The 14547-nt window shown below is 43.1% G+C and carries 10 protein-coding genes; 6 read left to right on the top strand and 4 right to left on the bottom strand.

Translation table 11 applies throughout. The annotated features are described in order from the left end of the window. Positions 1 to 1212 carry a glycoside hydrolase family 88 protein gene (locus FHW89_RS00345; protein ID WP_172333031.1) on the bottom strand — a complete coding sequence of 404 codons (1212 nt, stop codon included), beginning with the start codon at positions 1210 to 1212 and terminating at the stop codon, positions 1 to 3. A 284-nt stretch (positions 1213 to 1496) separates the two neighbouring features. Here FHW89_RS00345 and FHW89_RS00340 point away from each other — a divergent pair, with 284 nt between their 5' ends. From FHW89_RS00340 to FHW89_RS00315, 6 genes are all read left to right on the top strand, one after another. After that, positions 1497 to 2534: a LacI family DNA-binding transcriptional regulator gene (locus FHW89_RS00340; RefSeq protein WP_172333030.1), complete on the top strand. Its 1038-nt coding sequence runs from the start codon at positions 1497 to 1499 to the stop codon at positions 2532 to 2534. Between the two features lie 581 nt (positions 2535 to 3115). Further along, the gene (locus FHW89_RS00335; RefSeq protein ID WP_172333029.1) at positions 3116 to 6277 is read left to right on the top strand and encodes a TonB-dependent receptor; all 3162 of its coding nucleotides are present in this window, start codon (positions 3116 to 3118) and stop codon (positions 6275 to 6277) included. 25 nt (positions 6278 to 6302) lie between these two features. Next, positions 6303 to 7760: a RagB/SusD family nutrient uptake outer membrane protein gene (locus FHW89_RS00330; protein WP_172333028.1), complete on the top strand. Its 1458-nt coding sequence runs from the start codon at positions 6303 to 6305 to the stop codon at positions 7758 to 7760. A gap of 6 nt (positions 7761 to 7766) precedes the next feature. Continuing rightward, positions 7767 to 8963 carry an alginate lyase family protein gene (locus FHW89_RS00325; RefSeq protein ID WP_172333027.1) on the top strand — a complete coding sequence of 399 codons (1197 nt, stop codon included), beginning with the start codon at positions 7767 to 7769 and terminating at the stop codon, positions 8961 to 8963. Positions 8964 to 8979: 16 nt separating this feature from the next. Further along, positions 8980 to 11439 carry a glycoside hydrolase family 2 TIM barrel-domain containing protein gene (locus tag FHW89_RS00320; protein WP_172333026.1) on the top strand — a complete coding sequence of 820 codons (2460 nt, stop codon included), beginning with the start codon at positions 8980 to 8982 and terminating at the stop codon, positions 11437 to 11439. 3 nt (positions 11440 to 11442) lie between these two features. Then, positions 11443 to 12618, top strand: coding sequence for an alginate lyase family protein (locus tag FHW89_RS00315; RefSeq protein WP_172333025.1), 1176 nt, complete (start codon positions 11443 to 11445; stop codon positions 12616 to 12618). Positions 12619 to 12678: 60 nt separating this feature from the next. On the opposite strand, the gene FHW89_RS00310 is transcribed toward FHW89_RS00315, so the two are convergent. The 3 genes from FHW89_RS00310 to FHW89_RS00300 form a co-directional block, all read right to left on the bottom strand. After that, positions 12679 to 13152 carry a hypothetical protein gene (locus FHW89_RS00310; protein WP_172333024.1) on the bottom strand — a complete coding sequence of 158 codons (474 nt, stop codon included), beginning with the start codon at positions 13150 to 13152 and terminating at the stop codon, positions 12679 to 12681. 66 nt (positions 13153 to 13218) lie between these two features. Beyond that, positions 13219 to 14037: an MBL fold metallo-hydrolase gene (locus FHW89_RS00305; protein WP_172333023.1), complete on the bottom strand. Its 819-nt coding sequence runs from the start codon at positions 14035 to 14037 to the stop codon at positions 13219 to 13221. Positions 14038 to 14060: 23 nt separating this feature from the next. After that, positions 14061 to 14504 (bottom strand): carboxymuconolactone decarboxylase family protein, encoded by a 444-nt coding sequence (locus tag FHW89_RS00300; protein ID WP_172333022.1) that lies wholly within the window; start codon positions 14502 to 14504, stop codon positions 14061 to 14063. Positions 14505 to 14547: the final 43 nt, after the last annotated feature.

Here is a 14547-nt window from a genome sequence, read left to right as displayed (position 1 = left end):
TCAGTTACGGTTAATTACAGGTAGCCCCTTGTATAATTGTTGTTTGCGCAGTAAAGCTTCCAGATAATAGTAATCCGCGTAAATGATAGGCACATCAATCTCGGTACCGGCGGGTTTATGACCTGTACTGTGGATCAATAAAAACCCCTTGCTGCCACCTGCTTTTGCCTGGTATTTTCCGCTTAGGGTTTTAACGATCTTATCGGCAATTGAGCGGTATTCCTTTGCATTTCTGCTATAAGTACTTAACTCATACAATGCCGAAGCAGCTACTGCCGCAGCCGATACATCTCGCGGAACATTGGGTATGGCCGGATCGTTATAATCCCAGTAAGGTACCAGATCGACTGGTAAATTGGGGTTACTGAAGATGAATTTGGCAATATTCTCAGCTTGTTTCAGATAGGCTGGGTTGTTCGTCTCGCGGTAACACATGGTGTAACCGTATAAACCCCATGCCTGCCCGCGTGCCCAGGCCGATTCGTCGGCATAGCCCTGGTGAGTTTGTTTGTGCAGTACTTTGCCGGTTTCAGGATCGTAATCAATAACGTGATATGAGCTATAATCGGACCGGAAATGATTTTTCATAGCAGTATTGGCATGTGTTACCGCGATTTTATAAAAAGACGAATCACCGGTTAAGCGGGTGGCTTCAAACAGCAGCTCCAGGTTAAGCATATTATCAATAATAACCGGAAATTTCCATTGCTTGCGGTTATCCCATGATTTAATAGAACCCACAACCGGGTTAAACCGGGTGGATAGTGTTTTGGCAGCTTCAATAAGTACTTCTTTATAGTGCGCGTCTTTGGTTAAACGATAGCCATTACCCACGCTGTTATATACCTTGAAACCCATGTCATGCGTAATGCCGTTTGTTTTCTCGACCTCAATATTGGCAGTAAATTTTCTGGCCAGATCTGCCCACTTCTCGTTATGGGTATACTCATACAAAAACCACAATTCGCCAGGAAAAAAGCCGCTACACCAATCTTTTGAAGCCACCATAACCAATTTCCCATCGGTACTTAAACTACGTGGTGATACCAGAGCAGAGTTTGTAGCATCTGATTTTACGGTGTCAACTTCCTTCAGCAGTAAAACGGTTTGGTTTTGCGCGAATGATAAAGCTTTGGCTACATCGGTTTGTGAAAATGCCTTTGTGGTTAAAAGGGAAAGCACAAAAAATACGATCAAGTTTTTGGTTCTCATGGGTTTTATAAAAGTTTATGATCAGCTTGGTTCGTCCTCAATTCAGGGGGTAAAAGACACTGATGATGAGGCCAATATTACGACGTATTCCCGCCAAAATAAAAGCATGGCTGGTTAATTTTTACGCAAACGTTTGAGTTGACGCTATGCAAGCAGAGCTTCAACTCATTTTTGATCACATTTTTTTAGAGAAAGCGAGTGTAAAAATGCTGTTTAGTCGATGTTTTTATCTAATTTTAAGAAAATACTCATATACTTGTTGAGTCGCCGGGAGAGAGCCAATTATGAATTTTGACGCTATTACTATAAGGGATATTGCTAGGGAATTACACCTATCTGTGTCTACGGTTTCTAAAGCACTGAGAGACAGCTACGAGATCAGCGAGAAAACCAAAAAACTCGTCATGGAGTTTGCTCAAAAACACAATTACCGTCCCAATCCTATGGCCCAGAGTCTTAAAAAAGGGCATAGCAAATCCATCGGTATCGTAGTTTCCAGTATCGACAACCAGTTTTTTTCACAGGTTATTAATGGCATGGAATCCGAAGCTTACAGTCAGGGTTATAATGTGATCATTACCCAAAGTCATGAATCCTATGACCTGGAAGTACAAAATGTTGGGCACCTTATCCATAGGGCAATTGACGGCCTGCTAATTTCCATTGCTACCGAAACTGCCGATGTTGAACATCTCCGGAGGCTACAGCAGCAAGGCTTGCCGATTGTTTTTTTTGACCGGGTTAGCACCGAAATAGAAACACACAAAGTAATAGTTGATAATTTGGGCGGCGCCTATCAGGCTACTACACATCTGCTCGATTCGGGTTATAAAAATATTGCGCATATCACCAGTTCTGTTACTTCGTCCGTTACCAAACAGCGATTGGAAGGCTATGTAAACGCCCTTGTAGAAAGAGGTATCGAAGTAAAGGAACGATACATTAAATACTGTCTTCATGGCGGCCTTAACCTGGATGAGTTAGAACAAGCTGTTGATGAATTATTAGCGTCAGAACCGCGTCCCGACGCCATCCTGACGGCCTCCGATCGCATCACTACATCTACCATGACCTTGTTGCACAGAAAAAACATCAGGATACCACAAGATGTGGCGTTAGTTGGTTTTTCTAATACCGTGCTGGCCGATGTATTAAACCCTTCACTTACATCGGTGCATCAGCCAGCTTTTGAAATTGGCCGAAAGGCAACCGAAATGTTACTGAGTATCATCAACAGCAAACGCCCTGTTACCGAATTTGAAAATGTGATATTGCCTACCGAGCTATTCATAAGAAGCTCATCTGCAAGCAAACACAAATAACCTGTTTTGTAATTTCCAAAAGCGGCCAGGCTATTTTAAACAGCAATTCACCTTGCTGAAATACACCTTAGTGTAAGGATAATTTTACATTACCTGTTTTTTCGAAAACGATTGCGTAAATAAAATTGAGGCAAAGTGTAAAACACCGTATCAAATGTAGGTACTTTTGATATGTGCCATCTGCCTGAATAAGGCTGTCACCCATTTATAAACCCCTGTATTAATTATTAAAGTTTGCTGTATGTATTTGGTTGTACCTTCATATTTTGTAAATGCTATTGATCAATCATCAAACATAGTAAGTGTAACCAATGCTCATTTGCGTTAATGACAGAACAGCTGCGTACGGTCATGAAATTTATTGACAGTGTAATAAAACGTATTAAAAACCACCTAAAAACCAATAAAACCAGTGCTTACTAAAATAAAAGTGAATATGGAAGAATAACAGACAAAACCCGTCTGGAAACAGACACCCTATCCCCCTCATCAAGGTTTCCTTAAAAAAATTAAGCAACGAAAGTTGTACAGGGATCCTATTGCCAATTTTTTAAACCTAGTTAATACAATAAACAAAGAATATGAAGAGAAAAGCTTTATTTTTTAGCGTATTCAGAAGCACATTACTGCAATTAGCATTTACTTGTTTTTTGCTAACCAGTGCTTTTGCAAGCGTTGGCGCTAAACCTGGTGCTGCGCCAATAAAAACTAATAAATCAGCCGGTAGCTTAAAAAACACGGCTGACATAAAAATAACCGGTCGTGTTGTAGACGAGAAAGGACAGCCGCTTCCAGGTGCAAGCATACGCGTAAAAGGCACCAAAGCAGGTACTACTACAGATATTAATGGTAAATACGCTATAACAGTACCAGATAATAATGCTGTTTTGATATTTACAACGATTGGTTATGCTACCCAGGAGATTGCGGTTAGCGGCCGTACTACCATAGATGTAAAATTGGTAAACGGCTCCAAAGATCTCAATGAGGTGGTTGTAGTGGGCTATGGAAGCCAAAAGAAACGCGATGTTACAGGTTCTGTATCATCGGCAAACTTAGGTAATGTCGACAAAACACCCGTATTTGGTACAGCTCAGTTATTGCAAGGCCAGGTTAGCGGGGTTCAGGTTACACAAACTAATTCACAACCAGGTGCAAGCTTCAGTATACGTATCAGGGGTACAAACTCCATTAGTAACAGCAGCGAACCACTATATGTAGTTGATGGTTACGCTGGTGCCGATATAACAGCTCTTAACCCCAATGACATTGCCACCATGGATGTATTAAAAGATGCATCGGCCGCTGCAATTTACGGTAACCGTGGTTCAAATGGTGTTGTTATCATTACTACAAAAACAGGTAAAGCCGGCCAAAGCAATGTTTCGGCCGATGTGTACTCAGGGGTACAAAGAGTAGGAAAAATGCTGGATATGATGAACGCCACTCAGTTTGCCACCTATCTTGATTCTGTAACCTCTTTCCTGAACAGAAGTTCAAAAACACCAACACCGCTACCCTTTACTACCGGCCAAATAAATGCTTTAGGTGAAGGTACTAACTGGCAGAAGGAATTATTCAGAACAGCCCCAATCACCAACGCCAACGTATCTATCAATGGCGGTACTGATTTAACCAAATACCTGGTTAGTTTTAGCTATTTCAACCAACAGGGTATCATTATAAATTCGGGCTATAAACGCGGTACACTACGTTTTAACTTCACACATGATATCAGTAAAAAAGTACGGTTTGGTATAAACTCCCAAACCTCCTTTGATCAGCAAAACCTGGCCAACGTAAACACCAGCGGTGGCTCCAATGGCGGTACGCTGCTTGATGCCTTGCGTATAAGCCCTACCATTCCGGTTTATGATGCTCAAGGACAGTTTACCTTCCAAAACGGGCCTCTCGGCTATACCAATCCGGTAGGTAACCCCATAGCCGCGGCTACTTTAAACACAGATATTGATAATGCGCTACGCTTATTTGTTAATACTTATGCGGAGTATGATATATTAAAAAACTTAAAGTTCAGGACAAGCTTTGGTACTGACGACCGCTTTGAGAAGGAAAAGATATTCCGGCCGAGCACTACTTACCTTGGCACAAACCTTGGCGGTGGCTATGCGCAGATCATCACGCCAACTAACCTTAACTGGTTAAATGAAAACACCGTTACTTACAATACCACCATAAATAAAATACATAGTATTACCGCTTTAGCAGGCTTCACCTATCAAAAGTTTTATTTCAGAACAAATTCGGCTACAGCAACCGGATTAACCACCAATAACCTGGGAACTGATGGCCTGGGTGCCGGTTCAAGTGCAACTGTTTCATCAAGCGGTAACGGGCGCAAATTAGCCTCCTTTATCGGCCGTATTAACTATAGCCTGATGGATAAATATTTATTAACAGTTTCTGTTCGCAGAGACGGTTCTTCGGCATTGGGTGCAAATAATCAGTGGGGTACATTCCCGTCAGCTGCACTGGCATGGAGAGCTGGAAGTGAAGACTTTATAAAAAATATAAAGGAAATCAGCGATCTGAAACTTCGTTTAGGGTACGGTATAGTGGGTAATGCCAATATACCTGTTTATTCGCCCAATAAGCAGTACTCATTAAATACATATATGCTTAATGGGGCTCGTATTGTAGGCTTTTCACCGGGTAATATACCTAATGCTAACTTACAATGGGAACAAACCCGCTCATACAACCTGGGGCTTGATCTCGGTTTATTCAACAACCGTATCACCTTTAACGCCGATGTTTATGATAAAAAAACAACCAAATTGTTATTTGCCCGTCCTGCCCCTTCAACAACCGGATTTTCAACAATACAAGACAATCTTGGCGGTATAAGCAACCGCGGTATTGAGCTGGCTGTAAATACCATCAACATCAGCAGTCCACTTGTAAAATGGTCAACAGGGTTAAATTTTTCCAGAAATATTAACAAAATACTAGACCTGGGCGGATCTCAAAATGTGTTAACCGGTAACGTAAGTTCAAGCTTATACCCTGGTGGTCAAAACTCAGCCATATTACAGGTTGGCAAACCTATCGGATCATTTTATGGCTATGTGTATGATGGTATATGGCAATCGCAACAACAAATTGCAGCAAGCGGCATCACCAATGCAGTTAATCCGGGCGATCCACGTTATAAAGACCTCAATGGCGATCACGTGATCAACGCGTCTGACCGTACCATTATCGGCCAGGCCCTGCCAAAATTCACCTATGGCTTTAACAATAATTTAACGGTAGGTCCATTTAACCTGTTTGTATTGATACAAGGCGTTTATGGTAACCAGATCATGAATGAAAACCTGATCGAGGGTGAAAACGGTACGCTTAACGATAATAAGCTGGCACATGTATTAACCCGCAGCTTTGGCATGCCTGGTTCTGACAATACGTTACCAAGCGTGGGCAGTACCTTACGCCGCAGCCTTGGCCCTACCAGCGATATATTGGAAAGCGGCAGCTACCTGAGATTTAAAACCATCACCCTTACTTATAATCTGCCATTACCAAAATGGAGCAAAGTATTTAAATCGGCATCTATATATGTAACCGGTCAAAACTTGTTCACCATTACCAAGTATACCGGGTATGATCCGGAGGTAAATACTTATGATACAGCAAGCGGCAACTATACTTCTTTGGGTACCGATTATAATCCGTATCCAAATGTTAAAACATACACTATGGGATTAAAATTGGGTTTATAAACCATAACTCTAAATAACGATAACGATGAAAAAGATATATATACTATGTGCTTTGGCAGGTTTAGGATTGTCTTCCTGCAAAAAGCTCCTGGAAGAAAAACCTGTTGGCATTTTAACCGATCAAAACTTTTACCTTAATGCCGCCGATGCACAATCAGCAGTAGTTGGGGCCTTGAGTCAACTGCAACCGCAAGCGTACTATCAGCGTACGGTTTATATCATGGGCGAGCTATCGGGCGATGGCCTTGTGCCCCTGCTTACCCAAAACCAGGAACGTATTGACATGTATAAACTAACCTATACGGCTCAAAATATTGAGATCAATAATTGGTGGGTAAATAGTTATAAACTGATTAGCAGGGCTAACGATATTATTGCAAACGTACCCAAGATCAGTATGGATGCTGCAGCCAAGAACAATTTATTAGGAAACGCCTATTTTTTACGCGGACTGGCCTATTTTGACCTGGTGCGCAGCTTTGGCGATGTGCCATTGATCACTCATCCTATTACCAGTAAAGATGACCCAGATTTTTCTCCATCAAGAACCGCTGCCAATAAAATATACGCGCAGGTGGTATCCGATTTACAATTTGCAGAAACTAATTGTTTAACCGAGGATAAGATAGCGGCAGCCAACAAAGGTATGGTATCATCAGGCGCAGCCTCAGCTATGCTGGCCAGGGTTTATTTACAAAGGGCCAGCACCACATTTGCAGATCCGGCCGATAACCAGAACGCGCTTAATGCCTGCAATAAAGTGATTAACTCAGGTATTTATAAACTGATGCCTAATTACAGCGATGTATTTAATTGCGATCTTAAATATTTCCCACAGCAAACCGAACATATTTTTGATGTGCAGTTTGGTAATAACAATACCACTACTCAAAACATCATTGTACGTATGTTTACGCCTAAAAACGGGTCCGGATCATTCCTTGCCAATCCATATATGGCCAACCAGATTTATTTTGGCGCCGATAAAAGAAAGGCCTGGAATATATCAAATACCGTTGTTGATGCCAAAGGCGTAGTATCCTCTGTGCCTTTCTATATCAGCAAGTTCCGTGATCCGCAGTGGGTATTAAACTCCAATAACTCGCGCGTAAACTGGCTTGTATTACGCTATGCTGATGTATTGTTGATGCAATCTGAAGCAATGAATAACCTTAATCCAAGTGATCCGGCCAAGTTTAATGGCATGAATACCGTACGTGACAGAGCTGGCTTAAACGCCTCCCATTTAGATCTTACCAACACCCCTACACCATCGGCTTTTATAGATACATTGGTTAAAGACCGTGCCCGTGAATTGTGTATTGAAGGACATCGTCGCTGGGATCTGATCCGCCTGGGCAGGTTTAAACAAGTAGAGCAACAAGTAAACGGATTTACGGCCCAGGACTTCCAATTACTGTTACCCTTACCGCAACCTGAACTTGACGTAAATAAAAACCTGAAACAAAATCCTGGTTATTAACCCATCATGACATACAGATATATTACCCTATTTCTGTTAATACCCCTATATTTTACCGGCTTTGCACAACGCAAGGCCGGTAAAACTGTTTTTATACTGCTTGATGAACAAGCCATTGAGCAATGTAAACAACAGTACCAAAATAAAGACACAGCCATGGCGGCACAGGTAAACAACCTGATCGCCCGCGCCGATACCCTGCTGAGTGCAGCCCCCTATTCAGTAACATTTCACAAAACAAAACTCGCTCCAAGTAACGATAAGCACGACTATGTAAGTCAGGCGCCCTACTGGTGGCCCGACTCTACTAAAAAAGATAGCAAGCCCTACATCCGCAGAGATGGCCGGCGAAATCCCGAAATTTATTTATTGCATGATGGAAGTCAGATGGGCAACTTATGCAATAGCGTAGAACAACTCACGCTGGCCTGGTACTTTACAGGCAACGAAAAATATACACAGAAAGTTAAAACTTTACTACAAGTTTGGTTCATCGATCCGGCTACCCGGATGAACCCTAATTTAAACTACGCGCAATATATTCCAGGGCTTAATGACGGCCGGGGTATTGGCATTATTGAAACTACGGGTTTAACCGTTATACCTGATATGCTCACTTTGCTGCAATCAAGCAAAAACATCGACAACAGTTTGATCAGTGGTATAAAACAATGGTATAAGCAATACCTGAACTGGCTGGTAACCAGCAAAAACGGTAAATCGGAACATAGCCAGATCAATAACCATGGTACCTATTACGACCTACAGGTGGTTGATTTTGCTTTATTTACCGGTAACCCGGCTTTAGCCAAACAAACCCTGCAACAAACCACCATCGCCAGGATCGATCAGCAATTTACACCTGATGGCGCTATGCCGCTGGAACTTATCCGCACCAAATCATGGGGTTATGCCAATATGAACCTTTGGGGCTGGTGCCGCCTGGCTAAAATGGCAACATTAGTGAATGTTGATCTCTGGCATGAGCAAACCATCGATGGCAAAGGCATTAAAACGGCTATCAATTGGCTCATGCCGTACGCGTTGAAGCAAAAAGCATGGACTCATGAGCAAATTGAACCTTTTACCTACGGTACGTTTACACGCATTGTTCATGCCGCAGCCGCTGTTTATCCAGACGATAACCTCAAACAATACTTAAAAGAGCATCCGCTAAAAAGTCGCTTAAACGATATCAATTAGCAGGTTTTATATACTTATGAAAAGATCCGTATTATTCTTCCTAACCCTTCTTTCAGCGTTTAGCCAGTTGAGTTATGCCCAGCAAAAAACAAGGCTTACCGGCAATTGGGAATTTTTAAAGCAGGACATCGGCGGCGTATGGGAAGCTGTGCGACCAGTTACTCCCGGTAACCCCGAAAGTGTCCCGGTTTGGCAAAAGGTGACTCTGCCTCATTGCTTCAATGCCCGCGACGCAGTTGATCCGGATGTAAATTATTACCAGGGCCCGGGTTGGTACCGCACCCAGTTGGATATCAAAAATCCATATACCAACGGCCGCACTCTACTCCATTTTGAAGGTGCCGGGCAAAAAACCGAGGTATATGTATACACCACCAAAGTAGGCGCTCACTTAGGCGGCTACGATGAGTGGACCGTAGATATAACCCAGGCCATAGAAGATTTTAAGAAAACAGATGTCTATCAAAAAAGATTTAAAGGCCGTATCCCGGTGGAGATCAGGTGTGACAACTCTCGTGACCTGGAAACTATTCCTTCACAATTGTCTGATTTTAACGTTTATGGGGGTTTGTACCGTTACCTGAACCTGGTTTACACTCCTGCTGTTTCATTGGATAAGATATTCGCTTCGGCACAAACCAATAAAGAAGGTAAAATGGGTGAGCTACAGATTAAAGCACGGTTTTATAACCCAGGCAATAGCTCTACTGCTGATTGTTTGATCAAATTGATGGATCCGCAGGGCAAAGTTGTTACCAGCAAAACTTTTCAGCTTAACAGTTTAACCGGTGATGTTTCGATTGGTTCATTTCAGATAAAAAAACCAAAGTTATGGTCGCCTGCTGATCCTGCTCTGTATACGGTTGAAGTATCTGTAAAAACGGGCGAGCATGTTGATGTACAAACCGAAAAAATAGGTTTCCGCAATTTTGAATTTGCCGACAACGGGCCGTTTTACCTGAATGGAAAACGACTACTGCTCCGCGGTACGCATCGCCATGAAGATCAGGCTGGTGTTGCCGAGGCCATGACCGACGACATGATGCGACACGAAATGCAGATGATGAAAGATATGGGTGTCAATTTCATTAGGCTTGGCCACTATCAGCAATCCCGTACCATATTGAATTTATGCGATAGCCTGGGCATTTTGGTTTGGGAAGAAGAGCCCTGGTGCCGGGGCGGTCTTGGTGGTGAGAGTTATCAGAACCAGGCCAAACAAATGATGACCAACATGATTGAGCAGCATTTTAATCACCCGGCCATTATTCTGTGGGGGTTGGGCAACGAGAACGATTGGGAAGGCGATTTCCCGGTGTTTGATAAAGAAAAAATTCGGGAATTTATGAAAGCGCAAAATGATCTCGCCCATCGGCTGGATCCTTCACGCAAAACTACCATCAGGCGCTGTGATTTTTGCAAGGATATCCCCGATGTGTACTCCCCTTCTATTTGGGCGGGCTGGTACCGTGGTTTATTTACCGAATACAAAGCCACATCCGAAGAAGAATTTAAAAAAGTAAAACACTTTTTCCATGCCGAATGGGGTGGTGATAGTCATGCCCTGCGCCATTCCGAAAACCCGGATAAAGCATTGAGCAATATCAAGGCCGGAACAGGAACTGATGAGCGCCTGGGTGATGCTTCCCTGTACGGCGGAGCAGCCCGTGCTTCCAAAGATGGCGACTGGAGCGAAAGTTATATCTGTAATTTGTTCGACTGGCACCTGAAAGAACAGGAAACCATGACTTGGCTTACCGGTTCGGCGTTTTGGGTATTTAAGGATTTCTCCACCCCTATCCGTCCTGATAACCCTATCCCCTATATGAACCAAAAGGGTGTGGTTGAACGTGATCTTACGCCTAAGGAATCTTATTATGTATTTCAATCTTACTGGACAGATAAACCGATGGCTCACATTTACGGACACAGCTGGCCCGTACGCTGGGGTGATGCAGGTGAACAAAAGATGGTAAAAGTATACTCTAATTGTGATAATGCCGAACTTTTTGTAAACGGTAAAAGCTATGGCGTAAAAAAACGCAACAGCCAGGATTTCCCGGCAGCAGGTTTGCGTTGGATGGTACCATTACAGGCTGGCAATAATGATATCAAAGTAATCGCTCACAAAGGCAAGCAAACCGTTACCGATCAGATCAGTCAGCAATACCAGACCGAAAAATGGGGCAAACCTGCCAAAATCGTAATTGAAAAAATAAAAGATGAAAATGGCGAGGCCACCATACAGGTAAAATTGCAGGATAGCAAAGGCATACCATGCCCCGACGCTGTAAACTGGATCGCTTTTTCGCTAAGCGGCGACGGTACCTTGATAGATGATCTGGGTACATCAAGAGGTTCGCGCAAGGTGCAAGCTTATAATGGCCGCGCATTGATCAGTATAAAAACAAACAATGGTAAAAGCGTGGTGGGTGTACAATCGCCGGGCTTGCCAACCGCATTTATTAATTTATAAGCTATGTTTAAAATACGCTATATATTATTGCTTTGTTTGCCCCTGCTCTTATTAAGCTGGCAAACAGACACCGTGCTGCCCGTTAAACAACAGGTAACGGCTACTTTAAAGGCCGATATATTGAAAGAAGCCGCCTGGGCGCTTAAACAGAACCCGGTAACGGTTACCGCCGAAACCTGCCCGCGCAGTTCGGGAGGCAAACATGATTTTTACTCCGAAGGCGATTACTGGTGGCCCAATCCGCAGGATCCGAATGGGCCATATATTCAAAAGGACGGGCTCACCAATCCGCAGAATTTCACAGCGCACCGCCTGGCCATGATCCGCTTTAGCCGGATCATCGGGGCACTGGCATCAGCTTATCAGATCACAGGCGACAAAAAGTACGTTAAGCAAGCCCTCTGGCACCTGAAAGCCTGGTTCATCATCCCCGAAACCAGGATGAACCCCAACCTGCAATATGCACAAGCTATCAAAGGTGTAGCCACCGGCCGGGGCATTGGCATTATTGATACCATACAATTAATGGAGGTGGTTCAGGGTTTGGAGGCGATGCAAAACTCACCTTTGATTGATCAGCAAACAATGGCGGGTATCAAAGGATGGTTTAGCCAATATATTACCTGGCTTACTACCCACCAGTATGGCAAAGACGAAATGAACGCCAAAAACAATCATGGTACCTGCTGGGCTATGCAAACCGCTTGCTTTGCCAAATTTACGGGTAATAAAGAGGTGATGGATTTTTGCCGCAACCGTTTTAAAGAAGTATTACTACCCAGTCAGATAGCCCCAGATGGCAGTTTCCCGTTAGAGCTTAAACGCACCAAACCTTATGGCTATTCTATATTTAACCTGGATGCCATGACCACACTTTGCCAGATACTCAGCGATAAAAATGATAACTTATGGACCTATCAAACACCCGATGGTCGCACTATCAAAAAAGGGATCGAGTTTTTATATCCCTTTTTAAAGGATAAAAATACCTGGCCCTACGCGCATGATGTAATGCACTGGGAAAGTTGGCCGGTAGCCCAACCGTCCCTGATATTCGGCGCCGCAGCCTATGGTAATGCCAATTGGCTCAATACCTGGAAAAAACTGGATCATGCTCCCATGGACGAAGAGATCATCAGAAATTTACCGGTAAGGCACCCGCTTATCTGGCTTAATTAAAACCACAAAAAAGGCCGATTCAATAGAATCGGCCTTTTTTGTGTACTACATGGTATATTATCAATCTGGCAATTGCCGGTAGAACTTAGTTTCGGTTACTACCGGTGAGTCGGCAGGATAGGTAATATATTTTAATGTTAATAGGTTTCCGTCAAGCTTAAATGTGCTATTATCATAAAGTTTAATATTACTTGCCGTTTTAACCGATGGCTTATTTGGATCTTGTTGAGTCATTTCTTTGATCGTAACCTTTAAACTATCACCTTTAGTAAGATAAGTCCCAGTATAAACCGTATAAGAAATTTGTCCTTTATCATAATAGGACAATGTTGTGCTAAATGTGCCATCACTACCAAAATTTAAACTGCGTGAAAAATTAGCATCGGGTATCGTGACAGACCAGCTTCCAAAAAGCGTTTTAGCAGGCTCCGGCACCGGCGACTTCTTATCCTTTTTGCATGCTCCGATAATTAGTATAGTGCAAATCAAAACGCCATGGAACGCGCCGATAAAATTTGGTTTAAGTGATTTCATAAAATACAGGTTTTATAGCCATTACGGCACACTAAAACATTTCGATACAATCACTTATCATTTTTATCAATATACAGGTTCTCCTATACTTATACCATATCGCTTTACAGACGACCTGAAGATCTCTTTAGCTACCTGCGTTAGATTCTGCCATTCAAAACCACCATAAATACTATCAAATGATATTTGTTCAACCCGCCTGATCACCCTTGCCAACTCATTCTCTGGTAAAGGAATAACATTGGGATAGCTGTACATAAAAGCCAGATGTTTTTTGCTTTTGGCTACATAAATGCTATCGCCGGTGAGTAATGTCCCTTCTGCTGATAGGCCGGGTACCCGTAACACGCTGCTACCAGGGAAATGCCCACCGGTATTGATGATAGAAATGCCATCCCATAGCTGCCGTTCGGTTCCCTGCCAAAACCTGATGTGTGAACCTTTGTTAAACATCCATTGGTCATCAGCAGCATGGATATAAACCGGGCAGTCGAATACCTCTGCCCATTCGTTCACATTGCTGTAAAAGTGAGGGTGCGAAAAAGCTATGGCCTTTATACCACCTTTTGACCTGATAAAATCAATGATCTCCTGGTTAAGCAACGGAATGCAGTCCCACAGAATATTGCCACCTGGCGAAAGTGTTAACAAAGCCCTGTTCCCCAGCGCAAATAATGGCGTTACCTGTAAAGAGAAAAGCGAGGGACTAAGCTCACTGATCAATACCCGGTGATTAGCTGCTATTTCGTTTGAATTAGTCCAGGTTTGGCCATTTTCGGTCAGATATTGCCTGTCGTCATTACATATCGGGCAAAATTCGGGCGATGATAGTTCTGCTTTATATTGTGTACCACAGGTGCAGCAAGTGTTTTTTATTGGTTCCATAAGTTTTAATGCTTTTATATTATTTAGTCCTCTCCTGCAACCAGGTGCATAGCAATAGCTATCCGGTTCCAGCTGTTGATGGTTGTGGTTACAAAAATCACTTGAGCCAGTTTTTTCTCACCCAACAATCGCAATGCATTTTGATAAGTTTGATCGGATACACCGTGATCGGCAATACGGGTTACTTCGGTAGCCAATTGTAGAATGGCTTGCTCTTCTTCGGTAAAAAATGGAGTTTCCCACCAGGCGGCCAGTGCAAAAAGTCGTTGGGTAGTTTCGCCAAGGGCGAGGGCATCCTTGGTATGATAGTCGATACAATAACCACAGCCGTTGATCTGGGATACCCGTATCCTGATCAGTTCCTGTAAGCGGCGCTCGAGGTCAAACTGTGGCAGATAGTTATCGGCCACAGCCATGGCCTTGTAAATACGGGGCTCAGCCTCGTTAATATTCATTCTGCGTTTCATGTCTGCTTAGATTAATTATGATCTAATTTCAGACATTATTGGA

The organism is Mucilaginibacter sp. SG564, assembly GCF_013149275.1.
In the GTDB taxonomy this organism is placed as follows: domain Bacteria; phylum Bacteroidota; class Bacteroidia; order Sphingobacteriales; family Sphingobacteriaceae; genus Mucilaginibacter.
This window is presented reverse-complemented; position numbering and strand designations above follow the sequence as displayed.